Source organism: Hymenobacter terricola (assembly GCF_017921975.2).
Taxonomy (GTDB): domain Bacteria; phylum Bacteroidota; class Bacteroidia; order Cytophagales; family Hymenobacteraceae; genus Hymenobacter; species Hymenobacter terricola.
In genome coordinates this window covers 263,507-283,308 of the sequence record NZ_JAGEMO020000004.1, presented here as the reverse complement: position 1 = coordinate 283,308, position 19,802 = coordinate 263,507, and the positions used below count along the sequence as shown (strand labels likewise).

The 19,802-nt window shown below is 60.3% G+C and carries 14 protein-coding genes; 4 read left to right on the top strand and 10 right to left on the bottom strand.

Annotated features, from left to right (window positions below; translation table 11 throughout):
• Positions 1-31: 31 nt before the first annotated feature.
• The 4 genes from J4G38_RS06250 to J4G38_RS06235 all read right to left on the bottom strand — a co-directional run bounded on the left by J4G38_RS06250 (position 32) and on the right by J4G38_RS06235 (position 7,164).
• A complete protein-coding gene (locus J4G38_RS06250) occupies positions 32-3,457 on the bottom strand; it encodes an FG-GAP-like repeat-containing protein (protein WP_226163195.1) in 3,426 nt (1,141 codons plus the stop codon).
• Positions 3,458-3,530: 73 nt separating this feature from the next.
• Positions 3,531-4,577, bottom strand: coding sequence for an acyltransferase family protein (locus J4G38_RS06245; RefSeq protein ID WP_262905931.1), 1,047 nt, complete (start codon positions 4,575-4,577; stop codon positions 3,531-3,533).
• A gap of 65 nt (positions 4,578-4,642) precedes the next feature.
• A complete protein-coding gene (locus tag J4G38_RS06240) occupies positions 4,643-5,680 on the bottom strand; it encodes a putative sugar O-methyltransferase (protein ID WP_210515941.1) in 1,038 nt (345 codons plus the stop codon).
• A gap of 176 nt (positions 5,681-5,856) precedes the next feature.
• Positions 5,857-7,164 carry a glycosyltransferase family 4 protein gene (locus J4G38_RS06235; RefSeq protein WP_226163193.1) on the bottom strand — a complete coding sequence of 436 codons (1,308 nt, stop codon included), beginning with the start codon at positions 7,162-7,164 and terminating at the stop codon, positions 5,857-5,859.
• Between the two features lie 155 nt (positions 7,165-7,319).
• On the opposite strand from J4G38_RS06235, the gene ffh reads away from it, so the two are divergent.
• Both ffh and J4G38_RS06225 read left to right on the top strand, forming a co-directional pair.
• The gene (gene ffh / locus J4G38_RS06230; RefSeq protein ID WP_210515943.1) at positions 7,320-8,687 is read left to right on the top strand and encodes a signal recognition particle protein; all 1,368 of its coding nucleotides are present in this window, start codon (positions 7,320-7,322) and stop codon (positions 8,685-8,687) included.
• Between the two features lie 240 nt (positions 8,688-8,927).
• On the top strand, positions 8,928-10,808 hold the full coding sequence (locus tag J4G38_RS06225) for a CHRD domain-containing protein (protein WP_210515945.1): 1,881 nt from the start codon (positions 8,928-8,930) through the stop codon (positions 10,806-10,808).
• Between the two features lie 191 nt (positions 10,809-10,999).
• On the opposite strand, the gene J4G38_RS06220 is transcribed toward J4G38_RS06225, so the two are convergent.
• From J4G38_RS06220 to J4G38_RS06205, 4 genes are all read right to left on the bottom strand, one after another.
• Complete coding sequence (locus tag J4G38_RS06220) at positions 11,000-14,545, bottom strand: BamA/TamA family outer membrane protein (RefSeq protein WP_210515947.1); 3,546 nt, start codon at positions 14,543-14,545, stop codon at positions 11,000-11,002.
• Between the two features lie 79 nt (positions 14,546-14,624).
• Positions 14,625-15,545 carry an adenylate/guanylate cyclase domain-containing protein gene (locus tag J4G38_RS06215; RefSeq protein WP_210515949.1) on the bottom strand — a complete coding sequence of 307 codons (921 nt, stop codon included), beginning with the start codon at positions 15,543-15,545 and terminating at the stop codon, positions 14,625-14,627.
• 171 nt (positions 15,546-15,716) lie between these two features.
• A complete protein-coding gene (locus tag J4G38_RS06210; protein ID WP_210515951.1) occupies positions 15,717-16,373 on the bottom strand; it encodes an alpha/beta hydrolase in 657 nt (218 codons plus the stop codon).
• On the bottom strand, positions 16,370-17,311 hold the full coding sequence (locus J4G38_RS06205; RefSeq protein ID WP_210515953.1) for a ring-cleaving dioxygenase: 942 nt from the start codon (positions 17,309-17,311) through the stop codon (positions 16,370-16,372). Before J4G38_RS06205 ends, J4G38_RS06210 begins: the two co-directional genes overlap by 4 nt.
• Positions 17,312-17,642: 331 nt before the next feature.
• On the opposite strand from J4G38_RS06205, the gene J4G38_RS06200 reads away from it, so the two are divergent.
• Entirely contained in the window at positions 17,643-18,368 is a 726-nt protein-coding gene (locus J4G38_RS06200) for a cytochrome b/b6 domain-containing protein (RefSeq protein ID WP_210515955.1), read from the top strand.
• A gap of 15 nt (positions 18,369-18,383) precedes the next feature.
• Positions 18,384-19,217: a molybdopterin-dependent oxidoreductase gene (locus tag J4G38_RS06195; protein WP_210515957.1), complete on the top strand. Its 834-nt coding sequence runs from the start codon at positions 18,384-18,386 to the stop codon at positions 19,215-19,217.
• Between the two features lie 7 nt (positions 19,218-19,224).
• Here the strand turns inward: J4G38_RS06195 and J4G38_RS06190 are convergent, their stop codons facing one another.
• Together J4G38_RS06190 and J4G38_RS06185 are read right to left on the bottom strand one after the other, a co-directional pair.
• Positions 19,225-19,515: a hypothetical protein gene (locus tag J4G38_RS06190; RefSeq protein WP_210515958.1), complete on the bottom strand. Its 291-nt coding sequence runs from the start codon at positions 19,513-19,515 to the stop codon at positions 19,225-19,227.
• Between the two features lie 95 nt (positions 19,516-19,610).
• Complete coding sequence (locus tag J4G38_RS06185) at positions 19,611-19,784, bottom strand: DUF2256 domain-containing protein (RefSeq protein ID WP_210515960.1); 174 nt, start codon at positions 19,782-19,784, stop codon at positions 19,611-19,613.
• Positions 19,785-19,802 lie beyond the last annotated feature (18 nt).

Below are 19,802 nucleotides of genomic sequence, written 5' to 3'. Positions count from 1 at the left end.
AGCCTTTTTTGTCATTGTTACAACCAAGGTATTATTGCACAGCCAGCCGTTTAATAATCAGAGTTGTTCCAATTTGCACGCGCAAGGTGTAAATGCCTTTGGCCAAATCGGAAACATCAACGGTGGTGGCTGTGCCAGTGCCCGAAAGCTGGATAAGCGTGCGTACCTGCTGGCCTAAGCTGTTGAAAAGCAGTGCTTGCGCAACCGTGCCGGTGGCCGTTGCGGGCAGCAGCACCGAGAAGCTGGCGTGTGCGGGGTTGGGATACACCTGCACTTCAGCGGCGGAATGAGCAGTGCTCGTTGCCAACGGCCCGGTGGCCGGCCCAAAGCGCAGCTCGAAACGCCCGGCTTGCGCCTGCGCTGCCTGTGCTGCCTGCGCCGCCTGCGCCGCCGTGACGCTGAACGCGTAGCTGGCCTGCTGGCGCAGGTTGATTTGCTGGCCGGTTTGGGTGTCCAGCAGGTAAGCGTCCAGGTTGAGCGGCAGGTTCAGCAGCTGCTCAGCACGCAACGTGTAGCGGCCACTCGCCGGCACACCGATGCTCAAGGGCACCGCCGTAGCCGCCGTAAACTGGGCGCGGCCGTCGATGGCCAGCAAGGTTGCCGGGTTGGTCACCGAGGCCAGATTCAGCCCGCTGGGATTGGCCAGCTTCACCGCATCGAATTCGGAATCAGCCCCGGTGGTGGCGCCCGCCTCGGCATACACAAACAGGGCATCGGCCGGGCCAGCCGGGCCTTGCAGCTGCAATTGCACCAGCGGGCGGGTATCGGCCGCGCCGCGCCGCACGGGCACCTGGCTGGCGTAAGTAGTCACGCGCTGCGTGTTGCGGAAGGTGAGGCTGCCCGTAGTCTGGCCAGCACTCACCCGCACGAAAAAGCCCTGGCTGGAGCCGATGAGCGGGCTTCCGCCGCCCACCCCGTTGGTGTAGGCGCGGTAAGAACCGCTGTACTGGCTGCTGCTTTCAAACACGTACATGGCCGCGTCCAGGTTTACGCGGTCGGTGCCCGCCACCTGGCTCCAGTCGAGCGGGGCGGGGTAGGGGTTGCCCACCAGGGCCCAGCCCGCGTCGGGGGCGGTGGCGCCGGTGTTGCGGGCCAGTGGCACACTCAGGGTGCCGTTGTTGAGCGCACCGCTAAAAGCCACCTTTTCCGAAGCGGCAATATTCACCGTGTAGCCGCGGCCCACCGTCAGGCCGTCGGCGGTGCTAAGCGGAGAAATCCAGCCCTTGTCAAAGGCGTTGAGGTTGTTGGCCGTCGAGGCCAGCCGGGCCTGGTCGTAGCCGAACACGGTGGGAAAAGGCGTGACCTGCCCCGGCGTGGCCGAGCTGTTGTACGTGCCACTCAGCACCGGCGAAAACCCCGGCGTGGCCAGGGCGGCTACCGTAGCGGCGGCCACCGGGGCGCTGTAGTGGCGGTATCCCAGGCCAGCATTAATCGATGGGTCGAGGTAGCGCTGCATCAGAGCCGTGCTGCCCTGCACAATGCCCGTTCCGCTGTTCACCACCAGGGCCGTGCCGGTCGCATTCGAGGGCAGCGTCAGCGCCTGTCCGTTCAGCACCAGGTTGCCGGCCGCGCCCACCGTAAGCGCCTGCACCACCGTCTCCGGCCCATTCAGGGTAACGCTGCTGGCATTGGTCGTCGTCAGGTTGCGGACCTGGCTGGGCAGGGCGCCGCCCGTTACCTGGGCCACCGTACCGTTGTAGATGTAGCTGGCATCGTTGCTGAAGCTGCGCGAGCCCAGAAGCCGCACCGAGCCGGTGTTCCCCGTCAGCTCAATGCCCGCCGGGTCACAAATGCCGAGTGTGCCGCCCGCTTCCAGCAAAAAGTTGCCCACGCCAATGAGCGGCTGGCAGGCCGTGAGCAGCGTGCCCCCGTTTTGGATGGTCAGGGTGCCTACTACGGTGAGGGAGCCAGTGAGGGTGCCGGTGCCTGCTCCCCCTGTAGTTGGTCCGGTAACAGTCACGTTACGGTACGTGCCGCTCACATTTTGGGGGGTGCTCACAACGAGGTCAGTCAGCGTTGAAACATCGTTGAAGCGCACACTCACGGTGTTGCCGCTGAAGTTCGCCGCTAGCATGTCTAAGTCGCCATCTCCATCCAAGTCTGATAACGCGACCCGATAAGGCTGGCTGCCGACCGAAACGTTCGTGCCGTTTGTGAATACACCAACGCCGTTGTTCAGCCGTACGCTCACCGTATTGTCGAAAATATTGGGAACGAGGATATCCAAATCACTGTCCCCGTCAATGTCGGCGGCCGTAATTCCGCCTGGAAAATTGCCGACCGGCAGTGTTGCGTTGAGCGTGAAGCCTCCGCTGCCGTTGTTTAGAAAGATGACGATATTGTTGCTGCCGGCATTTGTAACGAGGATATCCAGGTCGCCGTCGCCATCAATGTCCGCTGTCGTTACACCGCGGGGCTGGCTGCTGAAGCTCCCAGTTACGAGGTCAGTGGTACCGCTAAATAAGCCGCTGCCATTGTTGAGGCGAATGCTCACCGTGTTGCTCTGATAACTACCAGTTAGCAAGTCAATGTCTCCATCATTGTCAATGTCAGCGGTAGTTAGGCTGAATGGGAAACTTCCCACCACCACGTCCGGATTAGTAGTAAACGTGCCATTCCCAGTGTTTAGCCGGATACTAACAGTGTTGCTGGCGCCATTAGAAATGAGCAAATCCTGGTCGCCATCGCCATCCAAATCGGCAGTTACGACGCTTTGTGGCTGGCTGCCTACAGTCAGTTCCACACTGCCAGAAAATACTCCCGCACCATCGTTAAAGCGTACGCTGGCTGTATTTGCATTGTAGTTCGCCGTGATGATATCTAAATCACCGTCGCCATCTATATCTGCCAAGGCCAATCCACGAGGCTGACTGCCTACCGGAGTATTCACTACACCGCTAAAGACGCCACTGCCATTGTTGAGCCGAATGCTTACTGAATTGCCCGTAAAATTGGGCGTCAGCAAATCCAGGTCACCATCACCATCAATATCAGCCGTTAATACAATGTAAGGACTGCTACCCACCGGAACTTCGGACCCAAGCGTAAAGGTGCCATTGCCGCCGGTAGCGGCAGTAGTAAATTGATAAACGCGCGGCAAGGCCAAGCTGCCGTTGTTGCTCCGAGCGGCAGTAGTTAAGGTAGCGGATACTGTTTCGCCCGGCTTGAAATCATAAGCAGGGGCAAAAGACAGCGTGCTTCCACTTAGCGTGGTGATGCCGGAATTGCCAGTACGTTTACCGCCGCGTTGCGTACTAAATATCTGCAAACCTGCCTCCGAACCAGTATTCAACGACTCGCTAAAAGTTGCCGTGACGCTGCTGGTGCGCGGCGCAGAGCGTTGATTCACAGCTGGTGATAAGCCAGAAATAGTTGGCTGTGCGAGAACCGAAAACGGGAGCAATGCGCTCAATGGTAGAGCTGCACCCACATATAGTGAGCGTAGAGAATGTTTCATTAACAAAAAAGTAGATGAGTTGAATCGATTTGAAATGTGGAGTGTAAAATGTAATCAAAGCTAACTGAAAATTTTACTTACGCACTTGGTCAGCAGCATCAACGTTTGGATGATTATGACTAAGACGAATAAAGAACCTTTCAAAATATTGGTAAGACAAGTAGCTGGTTATTAAAGAAACGATTACTGCCATACTGAATGCGTACGCTGCGGGATAATTACCTCCTTTTTTTGAGATGAAAGAAAATCCCGCCTTGACGATGGAATACACAATCGGATGGAGCAAGTACAGCGAATAACTGGCTTGTCCCAGCAAGGCTAAAGGCTTGTCGAATATTGCGGGGGCGTGGGCCGTTCTGTAAAAGCTATAACACAGAAGCAAGCAACTCACTGTGAAAAATACTCTGGTCATGCCGGTCACGAGTGTGACGGCATTTCCATACACTGGTACAAGTAAAAAAATGATTAGCCCAATCGCACCGAGAAGCAAACTTTGGGTTGTAGTTACAGAGCCAGGTTTCCTGATACTACCTAGTATAACGCCTCCCCCAAAAAAGAGAAATTGATTTAGCGGATTGGTGTAAGTATGCCATTGTTTAGATAGGGGGATATTTAGATTAATTGCGTGAAAAGCAAAATAAATGTAAGCAGTGATTGCTATGAGTGCGACTAAAAAGAGACCGGGCTTATGATTTAATAAAAGGAAAATTAATAAGGGGAAAGTGAGATAGAAAACTAGTTCGTTGCCAATAGACCAGGCACCGGTTGCGAAATAAATGTCCCACTTTATCAATCCAAACAGTCCAGTAAGATTTAAAAATAAGTCGACAGGATTGGGTAAGCGTTTTGAAAGGAGAATTGATAAAATTGTTGCAACCCATAGCAATGGGAATATCCTGAAAAGACGCTTTTTATAGAAAATGTATAAGCTAGTTGAGGTTAACTGGAGTTTAGTGCGATAGATATAGCTAAGCGTCAGTCCACTCAATACATAAAAGATGGCGACTCCATAAATGCCTACCCGACCTAGAAAAGAGCTTGCTTCTTGTTCCCCAAAAGACCAGGATGAATAATGGTAAGTCATTATCCCGAATGCAGCTAAGCCACGCAGGTAATCCAAGCCATGTAATCGTGGTTTTGCCTGTGGTTCCGAAATGCTTGTTGTCATCCGCAATGTGGCCTTATTTACTTAATGTGCTGCCACAAGGCTTGGAAATAACCGCCAGTCTGCGAAACCCTGCGGTGGGCGTCGTACGCATCATCTTCCTCGGCAAGGAGGTAATTGCTGCCAAGCATCTGGTTGTAATCCTGGAATAAGATGGGTTTGACAACTCCGGCTTCCGGGGAGCTTTCTTTGCCGTTTCTTGCCTGCATCAGGTAAATCCAGCTGCAATTTTCTTTCACGTAGCTCAGATAATTGGCCACGATGTCTGGCTCCATTTCACCGAAGCTGGCAGCATTCCAGAAAATATCGAATTTGAAATCCTTCAGTAATGGGAATTGCCAATTGCCAAATAAGTGGATTTTACCTTTTTCTAACTTAGATAAGTCGGATAGGTCAATGTTTTGCTCAGAACTCACAATTTTCTCACTACCGAACACATTTTCTAAATACTTTTCACATAAATATAATTGTGATGGTAAATCGAAACAGAGAATAGTAAGCTTTGGATACAGCTTTTTCAGTACTTCCACTTGGAAACCAGACCCTGAACCTAGTTCGACAATGGTTTCGTCGCCCCGAAGTTTAATGTGATTCTGCGCAAAGCAGTACCTCACATAGAAGCTTAAAAACTTCATTGTGTATTTCTTGCCACCGACGACAAATAAGTCCTGTGGTTTGCCAAAATCACTGGCTTCAACGCTGCTAATCGGAGATGCTCCGGACAGTTTACCCTGGATTGTACTGTGTTTGTAAGCCATTTCCCGGATATCGGCTAGCCGCAGGGAATAAGGAAGAGAAGCACGATTATCGATGAATAGCTTTCGCACTAGCTGCCGGATGAACTTGATGTAAAACGGCATCCGCGGATGGTAGTAATACACCAAATCGTTGAAGCCGAACGTGGTAAAAATCGGGTATTTACCGCTGCGCAACTCGCTTAAATCAGCTTGTTTAACTTCGTTAATAATTTGCTCCTCATACGATTTCCAGTACCTGCCTGCTTGAAATATTTCCGGGGCATTACGGTACGCAGCGTTTAGTTTATCGAGGTGATTCATGAGTTATGGAAGTAATCGAAATTTTGATGTATTGCAGGTTATTGAGTTACACAGGCGAGTTGCTGCATGCCATTGAATCAATCAGTACAAATGTAGAAGTCTGAAAGGCGCGTAAGCTGCTGCGAAGACAAAGGACTAAGACAGTTTCAGGCAGTTTAATGTGATGCCCGGCTCTGTCATTCTACAATTCCTGCCAACTCCCCCGCCAGTGCCCGGCGCGAGTAGCGCGTGTGGCTGAGCGCCGGCAGGTCCAGGTTAGGGTTGATGCGCCACTGGGCCACCAGGGCTTCTAAAGTTTCGAGCATCAGCGCCGCGTCCTGGTAGGGCAGGGCCTGGCCGGCGCCGCACTCCTGGAGGAGGTTGTCGGCGTCGGAACCAGTGGGGCCCACGCAGAGGATGGGTTTATTGGCCGCCAGGTACTCGAAAACTTTGCCGGGCAGAATGCCGAAGTTGCGCGGCACATCCGGAATGGCCATGAGCAGCACCGAGGCGCTGAGCAGGTATTCCACCGATTTATCGTGCGGAACGAAGGCGATGAATTCCGTAATTGGCAGGAGGCCGGCGCGCTCAATCTGGCCGCGGAGCTGGGCCGAAACCTGGCCTACGAAGCGCAGTTGCACCGGCACGTCGGGGTGGGCAGCAGCGCAGGTGGCGAGGGCCGTGAGCAACTGCCCGATGCGGTACAGCTCGGTGATGGTGCCGGTGTGGGTGATGCGCAGGCAGCTGGTGGGCGGCTGCGAGGGCTTGCAAAAGTCCGATTCGTCGTAGCCGTTGGGCAGGACGTGGAATTTGGCCGAAGGCAGCGCCGGCAGCTTGGCCTGGAAGAGGCGCTTGGTTTCGGGTGAAGTCACCAGCACGGCATCGGCCTGAGTCAGCACCTGGCGCTCGTAGCGTGCGTCGAGCCAGGCCGCCAATGGCGTGTGGTGCAGGTCTTTGTAGTAGTAAATGTCCGTCCAGGGGTCGCGCATGTCGGCCAGCCAGCGGATGCCGTGGCGCTTTTTTAGCTCCAAACCGATGAGCTGGGTGGAGTGCGGCGGCGAGGACGTGAGCACGGCATCGAAGGTTTCGCCGGTGGCCAGCAGCTTTTCCACGGCGGCCAGGGCATGGCGGTTCCAGCCGCGGCGGGGGTCCGGAATGAACAGGTTGCCGCGCACGAAGCGCAGGGCCTTCTGCATCAGCCCCGGCTTGCCTTCATTGGCGAAGCCGCCGTAGGGCACGGCCCGCCCGGTCAGCTTCTTATAGCTCTCGAACGGCTCCGAAGTAGCCGTCCGGATGACGCGTACGTTGGCGGGCACGTCGGCCAGCAGGCTTTCGTCGAGCACCGGGTAAGTGGCCTGCGCCGCGTCCACGGTTATCACGGTAGGCTCCACGTTGAAATGGCCTAAGTGCTTCACAAACTTGAGGCAGCGCTGCACGCCGGCCCCGCCCGAAGGCGGCCAATAGTAGGTGATGACGAGCAGGCGCAGCGGGCGGGAGGAGGGCACGTAACTAGCGAACAGAAAGCGGGCCGCGAAGGTACGCCCTTTGCCGGTTTTCGGCCTTTTATGGTTACTTTTGGGGTTCAATTTCAGCCTGATTCCGGCCGCTCCACCAAAGCTGAATCCGCGAAATCCGTAAAATCCGTCTAAATCCGTGATACATGTTTGACAATCTCTCCACCAAGCTCGACCGGGCCATTAAGACCCTCAAAGGCCAGGGCAGCATCTCGGAAATCAACGTCGCGGCCACCATCAAGGAAATCCGCCGGGCGCTGGTCGATGCCGACGTTAACTACAAGGTTGCCAAAGACGTAACCGACCGCATTAAGGACGCCGCCATGGGCCGTGACGTGCTCACGGCCGTGTCGCCGGGCCAGCTCATGGTCAAAATCGTGTACGACGAGCTGACCGAGCTCATGGGCGGCGAAAAGAAGGACATCACCATCAAAGGCGACCCGGCCGTGGTGCTGCTTTCGGGCCTGCAGGGCTCGGGCAAAACCACGTTTGCGGGCAAGCTAGCCAGCTACATCAAGAAGCAGAACCGCACCGTGCTGCTCGTGGCCTGCGACGTGTACCGCCCGGCCGCCATCGACCAGCTGAAGGTGCTGGGCGAGCAAATCGGCGTGGAAGTGTACTCGGAAGTCGAGAACAAAAACCCCGTTGAAATCTCGCGCAACGCCATTGAGTACGCGAAGAAAAACAACAAGAAAGTCGTCATCATCGACACCGCCGGCCGCCTGGCCGTGGACGAGCAGATGATGCGCGAGATTGAGGCCGTGAAGGCCGCCATTAACCCGAGCGAGACGCTGTTCGTGGTGGACTCCATGACCGGCCAGGACGCCGTGAACACCGCCAAAACCTTCAACGACCGCCTGAATTTCGACGGCGTGGTGCTCACCAAGCTCGACGGTGACTCGCGCGGAGGCGCGGCCCTCAGCATCCGGGCCGTGGTGGAGAAGCCCATCAAGTTCATCTCGACCGGCGAGAAGATGGACGCGCTCGACCTGTTTTACCCCGACCGCATGGCCCAGCGCATCCTGGGCATGGGCGACGTGATTTCGCTGGTCGAGCGCGCTCAGCAGCAGTTCGACGAGGACGAGGCCAAGCGCATCAACGCCAAGATTCGTAAGAATCAGTTCAACTTCGACGACTTCCTCTCGCAGCTGGAGCAAATCAAGAAGATGGGCAACATCAAGGACCTGATGGGCATGATTCCGGGCATGAGCAAGGCCATGAAGGACGTGGAAATCGACGACGACGCCTTCAAGCCCGTCGAGGCCATCATCAAGAGCATGACCAAGCAGGAGCGGGCCAACCCCGACCTGCTGAACGGCTCGCGCAAGCGCCGCCTGGCCAAGGGCTCCGGCACCGATATTCAGCAGGTTAATGCCCTGATGAAGCAGTTTGAGGACATGCGCAAGATGATGCGCACCATGAACAAGCTCAGCCAGACCAAAGGCGGCCTGGCCCAGATGCAGAAGATGATGGGCGGCATGAAAGGCGGCCCCGGCGGCATGATGGGCCGCTAAGCAGCTTCGGCCGTCAGCGGTTCGCAACAATGTTTTGAAAAGGCCCGAACGGTATCGTTCGGGCCTTTTTGCGTCAATTTATTTTTGGTGCAAAACACTAACAGTGTGTTAGCTGTATGATTTAAAAGGCAGATTTATACAGTGAATTAAATGCTTTTATCAGGCAACTAAGCCTACTGCTTTTTTCGAGTTCGTAGTACCAGGCATCGTTTTGTTGGTTTCACTTTACCCCCTACTCCCATGCTGAAAATGTTATTCCGTCCGGTGGCGGTGGCGTTGTTGTTGGCCGCGCCGCTGCTTGCTTCTGCTCAGCAGCTGCGGGCCCATTTGCTGCTCACGGGCCGCCTCAGCGGCGACCAGGAAACTCCCGCCGTGACCACCAACGCGCAGGGCGTGGCCGGTTTCATGCTCAACGAAACCCGCGACACGCTGTTTGTGCAGGCCGCTTTTAGTGGCTTGAGCGGACCCATCACCGGGGCGCACGTGCACGAAGGCGCCGTGGGTGTGGCCGGGCCCATCATCACCAGTTTGGTGCCCATGGTGCGCGGCAACCGGATTTCGGGCTTCCTGACGGGGGCCGATATTGCCCAGCCCAAGCTGTCGAAGTACCTGAAAGGGCAGTATTACATCAACGTGCACACGGCGGCCAACCCCAACGGCGAAATCCGCAGCCAAATCCGCCTGGAATCCGAAACGGCCCTCATTGCCAGCATGACCGGGGCCCAGGAAACGCCGGCCGTCACCACCAGCGCCACCGGCCTGGGCATTTTTACCCTGAGCCAGAACCTGGAAAAGCTGAAGTTCCGGGTGGCGTTTGCGGGGCTGAGCAGCGCCATTACCGGCGCGCATTTTCACACGGGGGCTTTCGGCGTTGCGGGGCCGGTGGTGGTGAGTCTGTTGACCTACCTCAGCGGCAACGTGATTGAGGGCGAAATTGCGCCCACCATTCCTTTTCTCACCGCGCTGAGCCTGGGCCAGGTGTACATTAACGTACACACCACCAACAACCCCAACGGCGAAATCCGGGGCCAGCTCTTCGGCGAAGGGCGCTTCGTGGCCCACGATGCCCGCCTCGACGGCAACCAGATGGTACCTCTTAATGCCTCCACCGGCAAGGGCCTGGGCATTGGCCGCCTCACGGCCACGCTCGATACCATGTTTCTGTATGTGGCTCACGCCGGGCTGAGCGGCCCGCCCACCAGTGTAGCGGTGTATGCGGCCCTGCCCGGGCAGGCCAACACGGTTGCCAACCTGCTGGGCACCTTGCCGGTGCCCGCCACCAACACCACCAATATCATCGGCCTCCAGATATCCGGGCCCGGCCTGACTCCGGCGCTCATCAACGCCTTTCTGCGCGGTGAAATCAACGTGGTGCTAAACACGGCGGCCAATCCGAACGGCGAAATCCGGGGCCAAATCCGGAGCCTGGCCCGCGACGGCTACACCATTGCGCTCAACGGGGCGCAGGAGCGGCCCACGCCCACCACCAGCGCCGGCTACGGCATGGGCATCGTGAGCATTGACCGCGACCAGACCAACGCCCACTTCATGAGCGTGTGGGGCGGGCTGAGCGGCCCGGCCACCGCCGGCCACTTCCACACTGGCCTTTCTACCCAGGCTGGCCCGGTGATATTCAACCTGGTGCCTTATTTCGATAACACCACCACGCCCGCCGCCGCCTACGGCTATTGGAAAGACGACAATACCGCCGTGCCGTTCACGCTGCGCCGCTCCCTGCAGTTCCGGCGCGACAGCATGTACATGAACCTGCACACGGCGGCTTTTCCGGGCGGCGAAATCCGGGGCCAGGTGTACCGCGGGGCGCGCAACCTGCAGCGCGTGCTGGCCACCCAGCCGGCCGCCGTGGTGGCCGAAACCTTTGGCACAGCGCCCAATCCGTTCAGCTCGGCGCTCACACTATCGTTTGTGGCGCGTGCCACGGGTGTTGGGCAGGTGCGCGTGACCGATTTGCTGGGCCGCACCGTGGCTGCCCAGCCGGTAGCTGTGCGGTTGGGGGCCAACACGTTGCCTCTCCTGCTGCCCGGCGCGGCGCCCGGCCTTTACCTGCTCACGCTCGAAGTAGGCGACACCCGCCTGGTCACGCGCATTGCCAAGGAGTAGCGTAAGATTTAAACGAGTATGATTATTATAAGATATTTATTATCAGTCATTTTAATAAAAAGACGGCGGCAGGGAATTTTTTGGTGCAATTCTTGTTGCCGTACCTGTGAAAGAATAGTTTTTTAAGGTGTTTTGGTATGGAGAGGTGGTGGGGTTTCCCTGCCACCTCTTTTGCGTTTGGTCGGCCCGCGCTAGAAGAAATAACCCAGCCGAATGAGCGGCAGCTGGTCCTCTTTCGAAAAACCGTACATGGCCGCGAGCACCACCTGCGGCGTGGGCGCCAGCCAGATGCCGCCGCCGTAGCCGCGGTGCCAGGTATCGGAGGTTTCGCCGGGCACCCAGACCCGGCCGATGTCGTGGAAACCCAGCACGCCGAAGGTGGCGGGCAGCACGTAGCTCGTGAAGCGGCCCAGCTCGAGGCGGGCCTCCAGGTTGTTATAGGCGCAGCTGCGGCCGGCAAAACGGGTGCGCCGGTAGCCGCGCAGGTTGCTGAGGCCGCCGAGCGTGGCGGCCTGAAAAAACTCGTAATCGCCAAAATTGGCCGCCCCGCCAAACCGCGCCGCCAGCGTGAGCCGCACCGGAAAGCGGAAGCTGCGGTACAGGGCCAGGTCCGACGAAAGGTAGGTGAAGGGCCGGGCCGTGGCCGTGAGCGGGCCCAGGGCCGTGAGCTCCGTTTGCCAGGCCACGCCCTGGGGGAAAGCCGCTTTGGCATCGGGGCTGATGACGCTGAAACCGAGCCGCCCGCCCGCGTACTGCTTGGTCGAGAACAGCGTTTCGGGGTGCAGGCGCTCATCCGAAACCTGCGCCAGGATGCGCCCCTGCACGTTTTCGACCTCGACGCGCTGGTACATCGGCCCGCCAAAAACGTGCAGGCGGGTGCCCACGGCGCGCTGCAGCAGCACCGCCCCCGTCAGGTTGCGGAACCGTACCCGGTAGTAGCTGAGGTCCAGGGCGGAGTTGAAGGGGCTGTCGTTGCCGAGGCCGAAGAAGTTGCGCACGTAGTTCGGGGCCTGGGCCGTGGCCTCAAGGTGCAGGTCGAGGGACCCAATCAGGTGGGTGAAAAGGCCGTCGTAATGGAAATCGAAAGCCCCGGTGCGCAGCGCCACGCGGCCGGTGAGGGTGTGCGTCACGGCCCAGGGCTCTTTGCGGAAGCCCGGCCGCTTCAGCTGCCCGCCCAGGCCCACGAACAAGCCGTCGTCGGCATTAAAGCTCCACGGGTACAGCGGGGCCAGGTATGGGTATTGAAAAGCCGTGCGGTTGTAGAGGTTAATGTCGGGCTGGGTGCGCAGGTGGGTGGCGGTTTCCGGGCCTTTGGTCACGGCGATGCCGTCCCGCTCGTCATACACCCGCGTTTTGCGCGAGCCGGCGGCCACGCGGGAGCGGTCAATCACGCTGTCGGCCCCCGCGCCGCCGATTATCCGCACCAGCGGGCCGTGCTGGCTGCGGCCTTCCAGCGTGAATACATCGGCCCCGCCCAGGCCGTAGAGCCGGATTTCCTTGGTTTCAGCGGGCAGAAACGTGCGTTGATAGAGCGGCGCGCCCCGCCCTGCACCGGCCGCCTGCTCGTACACGGTGACCTGGGTGCGGTTGTCTTCCTGCCGCACCACGTCGACATATTCCCGCTCTTTCGTGCCCAACACATCCACGGCCTGGGCCAAAAACTGATAATATTCGGCGGCCCACGCCGGCAGGTGGGCGCGGTGGGCCTGCAGCTTGGCCAGAACGGTGGGGCCGGATAATTGGTAGATGGAATCGGGCCACTGGCGCAGCGCGGACTCCAGCACGGCATCGCTCAGGCTGGCCTGCACCGAGTCGGCCACGGCCTGCCAATCGGCCCGCGACAGCTCGGTGAGAAAGGAGCGGTCGAAGTAGCGGGCCTGGAAATTAAAGCTGTCGACGTTGCGAAAATTTGTATCGAACCCCTGAATCCGGGGCAATAAATACTCCTTGCTGGCCTGGCGGGGCAGAAAGCCCTGGTTGACGAAAAAGGCCTGGTCGCGGTCGCGGGGCACGGCCCGGAACAGCCAGCCGCCGCCGGGGCGGGGGTAGGCCAGCCAGCGCCACTGGTCGTCGTGGCGGTCCCAGTCGGCCAGCACCATATCCAGCAGGCGGGCGCGCAGCACGGCGCGCTGGTCCACGCGGTTGCGCGGGTCGGCTTCCAGGGCGGCCAGCACGTCGGGGGTGCTGTATTTCTTGCGGTCGGGCCGGCCGGTGAAGCTACGCGGGGGGGCAGGCTCGCGGGCTTCGAGCAGGGCTAGGCTGCCGGCAAACTCCCGCCGGTAGGGGCCCAGGCGCGGGTCGTCGGGCACCTGCACCAGCCGCGGAGTGGTGTGGCCCACGCCGGCGGCTTCGGCCAGCACCGGCACCACCAGCGCCGCGTAGGGATGGGCTGCCGAAATCTGGTCCTGCACGAGGTCGGCGGCGAACGTTTTGCGCAAAAAGTACGGGACCGAGGAGTCGGTCGATTTATCCACCGAGCGCAGCACGTATTCCTGGCCGTCGGCCCCGCGCAGGCGCAGCGACTTGGTCTGGAAGCCGCCCCCGCGCTTCACCGGGGTCAGGCCGCCGTAGGCCCGGCCCAGGTCCAGCACGGGCACCTGCACCGGCTGCTGCCACTCGCGGCGGTAGTTGGTGCCTTGCAACCACTGCTTCAGCCGGCCGGCCCCGTACCGGGTGCTGGCCCGCACCCGCACCAGCTGCGGAGCCGTGCGCAGCCGGGCCGTGTCGCGGGCCCGCGCCTGCACCACGCAGGGTTCCACCCACTGCTTCTCGTACACCGGCTGCCCCGAGGCCGTGGACCAGAAAGAGGCCCGCACCTCGCCGTTGGCCGCGTAGTCGAGCCGCGCAAAGCCCGGCGTGCGGGCCGCATACGGTACTTTGGGGAAAGCGGCCGCGCCGGCCGGGGTGGCCGCTGCGCCGCTTATCAGGTAGTGCAGGCCGGCTTCCTCGTCGTATTCCAGGCGGCGCTCGTGGCCGCTGGCGTAGGTTATACCGGGGTACTTGTTCAGCACGCCCAGCAGGGAGCGCCGCATGATGCGCTGCCGGGGGTTGGGCATGGCCTCCTGCCACAGCGAATTGCCGGCCCCCGCCAGCGCGTGGTGGCCCACCACCAGCAGGTGCCGGCCCTCGTTGCGGTTCAGCACATCCTGCAGCTGCACCACCACGGCGGCCGGGTCCTTGGCGTCGCAGGCCGATTCTTCGCCGGGCTTGTCCCAGGCGTGCAGCCACCACTGCGTGTCGAGCACCACCAGGGTGTGCTGCGGGTCCAGCGCAATTTCCACCGGGCCGGGGCAGCCGTTGCTGGGCACAAATACGTCGCCGCGCTTGAGGTAGCTTTCCACGAATTTTTCCTGCTCCTGCACCCGCTGCCAACCCTGGCGGCCGCCGCGCTGCCAGTCTTCGCCGCCGGGCACCACCACCAAGCGGCCGGGGTAGGTTTTGAGCAGCTCCAGCACCTGCACCAGGCGGTTTTGGGCGGCGGCGCGGCTGGCTTTGCTGGCAGCGGGCAGGCCATTACTCAGGTTGTCGCCCAGCAAAACCAGCGTGCTGAGCGGGCCAGCCGCGGCGCTTTGGGTGCGCAGCAGCGCCAGGGTTGCCGTCAGGGTTGCCTCGTTGCCCACGCCCGTGCCGCCCACCAGAAACACCGAGTACACGGGTGCGGATTGGGCCATCGCCCGCCCGGCCAGCAACAGCCCAACGCTCAATAGCCAGCCAAAAAAAAGTACGCGTGAAAGCATAAGCCAAGTCAATTACCTTGGGGGTAGTTATGAGTTATGAGTTAAAAAATATCTGTCAGGCAGATAACTCATAATTAATTTAAAGCGGCGGTACTTCCGGGGTTACTTCGAACAGCCGGTGCAGGCCTTTTTTGCCTTTGAGCGGTGCCAGAAACCCCTGGCGCACGCTGAGTGCCGGCCCGGCGGCTTCCACCACGGCTTCCGACACCAGAAAGTAAGTTCCGAAGACCTTGTTCGCGCTTTCGATGCGGGCCGCCACGTTCACCGTATCCCCGATGGTGGCGAGCTTGCGGAAGCCCCGGCCCCCGATGTGGCCCACCACCGCCGGGCCGTAATGCAGCCCGATGCGGACGTGAAAATCCCGGTTGTACATCTGCTGGAGGTAGGCATTCAGAGTCGTGACCTGCCGCATCATGGCATGGCCGGCCGCCAGGGCATCGGTCACGGCCGTTTCGGGGTGTTCCAGCCCAAACACCACCATCAGGCCATCGCCGATGAAGTCGCTGATGTAACCGTGGTGGGCCCGCACCACTTCGCCCATCACGTCGAAGTAGCGGTTCAGAACGTGGATGACGTCGTAGGCCGGCAGCTCGTCGGCAAATGATGTATAGTCTTCAATGTCAGAAAATAGCACGGCCACCCGCTTTTCGGTGCCCAGCTGCTGGTCGGGGTGTTCCAGCTCGTGCCGGGTCAGCTCGATGTCGAGGTTATCCAGAATGGGCCGGCGAATGCGCAGGTTGTGGGTGGTGGTGGTCTGGCAGGCGAGGCGCACGGCCGGCGGCAGGTGAATGCGGTCGGCCAGGGCCTGCTCGCAGGGGTTGCGAGGCGAGCAATATTCGAGGCCCGCCAGCACCTGCACCCGGCAGGTCGAGCACTGGCCCTTGCCGCCGCAGGCGTGCACGTGCGGAATGTGCTGCCGCAGCGTGGCCGTCAGAATGGTTTCTTCGGGTCCAATGGGCACGTCTCGATTATCGGGCAGCAACTCTAAATTGTGCATCATGAAGCGTATAAAAAAGCGCCCCGCCGGCCCGGTAGTTGGGAGCGGGCAGGCGGGGCCGGGCGGCCCCGGTGGGGCTTGCGCGGCTGCCCGGTGCCGTTGCGGGGCAGGTTGAAAGCCAAGATAAGCGCCGCCGCGACGGAAATACCGAAGCATAGAAATTAACAGGCCCTTTCATGACAAAAAGTGTTGTCGAAACCAACTTGCCGCCGTGGTTACATCAGCCGGGGTGAGGTTGTGGCCGCCCTCGGCGTCCCAGCGGGTGAGGTCGAACCCGGCCAAAGCCAGTAGCGCGGCATAATGCGCCGAGGCAGCGGGCGCCACGGTGGGGTCGTGGGTGCCGGGGCTGAAGAGCACAGGTTGGCGGCGGGCGGTGGCGAACGCGGGCACCTCGCGCACCAGCGGCTGCATGGGGCGCCAGAGCACGGCACCGGCCAGCAAGTCGGGGTACAGCATCAGCACGCTGCCCGCAATGTTGGCGCCGTTAGAGTAGCCCACGGCCACCAGTTTGGTCAAATCGAACCGTTCCCGGTGGCTCACGGCCCGCAGGAAATGCACCAGCTCGTGGGTGCGGTGCCGCACGTCGCCCTCGTCGAACACGCCCTGGTCGAGCCGGCGAAAGAAATGCGGCATCCCGGCTTCCATCACGTTGCCCCGCAGGCTCAGCACGTTAATGCCCGTACCAAAGCGGGCTGCCAGGGGCACCAGGTCCCGCTCGTCGCCGCCGGTGCCGTGCAGGAGCAGGAGCGTGGGCGTGAGCAGGGCGGGCGCCGTGGGGGCCGCTGCCGATTTATAGGCATACACCAGCGCCTGGTAGGAGGTAGGATTCATACCACGGGTGGCAAATGGGCCAGTATCTGGTTGCGGCGCTTCTCGTATTGGGGCGGCAGCAGCAGGTGCGTGCCCAACTCGGCCAGCGGCTCATCCACCATAAAGCCGGGGTTATCAGTGGCAATCTCAAACAGCACCCCGCCGGGCTCGCGGAAGTAGAGGGAGTGGAAATACTGCCGGTCAATCTGGGGCGTCACGTCGAGGCCGCGCCCCAGCACCTGCTCGCGGAAATGCAGCAGCGTGGCCTCGTCCCGCACCCGGAAGGCCACGTGATGCACCGAGCCGCCCGCCACCACGCCGCGCTTGCTGCCGGGCTCCTCCACCAGGTCCACGAACCGGGCCGTGGGCACGGCGTCGGTGGCGTAGCGGTAGCGGTTGCCTGCCTGGTTCACCAGCGCGTAGCCGAATATGCCCGTCAGAATAGAAGCCGTGCCGCGCCGGCTGGCTACCATCAGCGTCACGTAGTGAAACCCGCGCAGGGCCACGTCGGCCGCGATTTCGGTGGTGGTCCAGGGCGTGCGCGGGTCCGGGGTTTGGGCCACCACGAATTCCAGGGGCAGCCCGTCGGGGTCAAAAAAAGAGAGGCACGGCTCGCCAAACTTCTCGCCGGGCTGGCCGTGGCTGACGTTGTATTCCTCGAAACGCCGCAGCCAGAAATCGAAACTGCCGGCGGGTACGGAGTAGCCGATGGCCGTGGCCTGCCCCGCTCCCCGCGTGCCCGGCGTAATGTGGGGCCAGGGAAAAAATGTGAGGATGGTGCCCGCCGACCCCACTTCATCGCCGAAATAGAAATGGTATGCGCCGGGGTCGTCAAAATTGACGGTCTTCTTCAAAAAGCGCAGGCCCAACACTTTCGAATAGAAATCGAAATTTTGCTGGGCGTCGCTGGCAATCGCCGTGATGTGGTGCAGGCCCAAAATACAGTCTTCCTCTTCCATAACAGTTAACAGGCAGCAAATGTGAAGGATGCAGGCGCGCCGCCTTTGTATCCACAGGTGTTTTCCGGTAGAAGAGCAATGGGTTGATATTTAGAATGAATATAGTAATTAATTGTAAATTATCTGGTTTGAATTATTGTTTTGTTGGCTGAACAAGCCGACGGCCATTGGCGGCGGCTTTTGCCCGCCCCGCACTCTGGCAGGGCGGTGGGTGGGGCTGGCCGCGGAAAAAAAATGTAAGGATGCGCCGGCTGCCCCGTCTGGCCCAGCGTACCTCGAAGCTGGGCGCGCGGTGTACATTGCGTCGGCAACCGTTCCTAACTATGTTTTTATGAAACAGCTCGTTGAAAAGCACCCGTTGGCCATTCGCTGGTTTCACTGGGTTAATTTCCCCGTTCTCAGCCTGATGATTTGGAGCGGGATGTGGATTTATTGGGCCAACGACGTGTACCGGCTGGGCTGGGGCGACCACACGCTGTTTAAATTTTTTCCGCAATCGTTCTACGCCGCTTTCCACGTCGACCACAAGCTGGCCCAGGGCATGAGCTGGCACTTTGTGCTGATGTGGGTGTTCTTCCTCAACGGCCTGCTGTACGTGCTCTACACCGTTTTTTCGGGCGAGTGGCGCTACCTGCTGCCTACCCGGCACTCGTTCCGCGAGGCCATCCTGGTCACGCTGCACGATTTGGGCCTCTATAAAAAGCCGCTGCCGGTGCGCAAGTTCAACGGCGCCCAGCAGATTGCCTATACCTCGGTCATTCTCATGGGGTTGGGGTCGCTGCTCACCGGGCTGGCCATCTACAAGCCCACCCAGTTTAGCTGGCTGACTACGCTGCTGGGCGGTTACGAGTTTGCCCGCATTCTGCATTTTTCCCTCACCATTGGCTACGTGCTGTTTTTTATCGTGCACATTGCCCAGGTGGTGCGGGCCGGCTGGAACAATTTCCGCGCCATGGTGGCGGGCTTCGAAATCGAAGAAGTAGACCCCACTACCCACGCAATTGAGGCCGGCCCCGCGTCATTGCCGGCCGCCGATGCTTCCCTTTCGCCTCACTAACGCAGCCTTTTCGGTATGACTGACGAAATTAAATCCCCAGCCTCACCGCCGGCCCCGCAAGCGCCGCTCCAGTCCGAAGCGGTGGTGCTGGCCGAAGCGCGCCGCCGCTCGCGCCGGTCCTTCATTGGCCTTGGCCTGGCCGGCCTGGCCGGCCTGGGCGGCTGGCGCTGGCTGCTCTCGCGTCCCGACGATGCCGGCATTCCGCACCCGCTGCGCAAGGTGCTGGACGCCAACAGCCGCCTCAGCAGCGCGTATTTTAAGGAAACGCGTCTCGCCCCCGAGTTCGCCCGCAGCCGCGCCCAAACGCCCCGCGAAAACGGCGATGTTGGCCTCGACGACGAAGTGGACCTTGACGCCTGGCGCCTGCGCGTGCAGGGCTACGGCACCACCAAAACCCAGGAATTTACCCTGGCCGATGTGAAAGCCCTGCCCAAAATCGAGATGACCACCGAACTCAAGTGCATCGAAGGCTGGAGCGTGGTGGTGCACTGGGCCGGCGCGCGCCTCTCCGATTTTCTGGCCCGCTACCCGCTGGCCACCCGCAGCGGCCGCCCTGCCGACCCCCTCAATCCGCCCGCCGACCTCGCGCCCTACGTGGGCATGCTCACCCCCGACGAGCAGTATTACGTGGGCCTCGACATACACAGCGCCCTGCACCCCCAAACGCTGCTGTGCTACGAAATGAACGGCGCGCCCCTCACTTCCGCGCACGGCGCGCCGCTGCGCCTGGTCACCCCGCTCAAGTACGGCATCAAGCACCTCAAGCGCATCGGCACCATCGCCTTCGCCGATACCCGCCCCAAAGACTATTGGGCCGAGCTGGGCTACGACTGGGACGCCGGGCATTGAGAGCCTCTCAATGCACGATGCGCAGCTCGTAGCGCTCCGGTGCGCCGCCCATGGCCGGCACATGCCAGGCGCCCACGCGGCTGGGGCCGTAGCCGAGGTTCACTTTCACCCATTCGTCGCGGGTGGGGAGGAGGGCGATGATTTCCTGCTCTAACCGCGCCAGCTCGCTCCGCGAAGGGGAGGGTTGCTGGGCCGAATCGGTGGGTTTGCGCAGGGCCTTTTCGGCTTCGAGGTAGGCTTTTACTTTTTCTTCCAGCGGAATCAGCGCGGGGTCCAGATAGTCGAGGTTAGAAGCCATGCAGGGGGTTGGGTAATGCTGATTAAACGAGCGGGAGCGGCAATTTTGCTTTTTCGTTCAGAACGGGGTATCGCGCCGAAAAGATACGGCCAACTTCAGTCCGCCGGACCGGTGGGGCCGGCCGCCGGCCGGTTGCGCTGGCATTTTTCGCCGCAATATTTCACCTCATCCCAGTTGGCGCGCCACTTTTTGCGGTACTCGAACGGGCGGCCGCAGGTAACGCAGATTTTGGTGGGTAACTGGCCTTTGCGAAGTTTGGCGGGGAGCATGGCGGTAGCTAAAAGGGC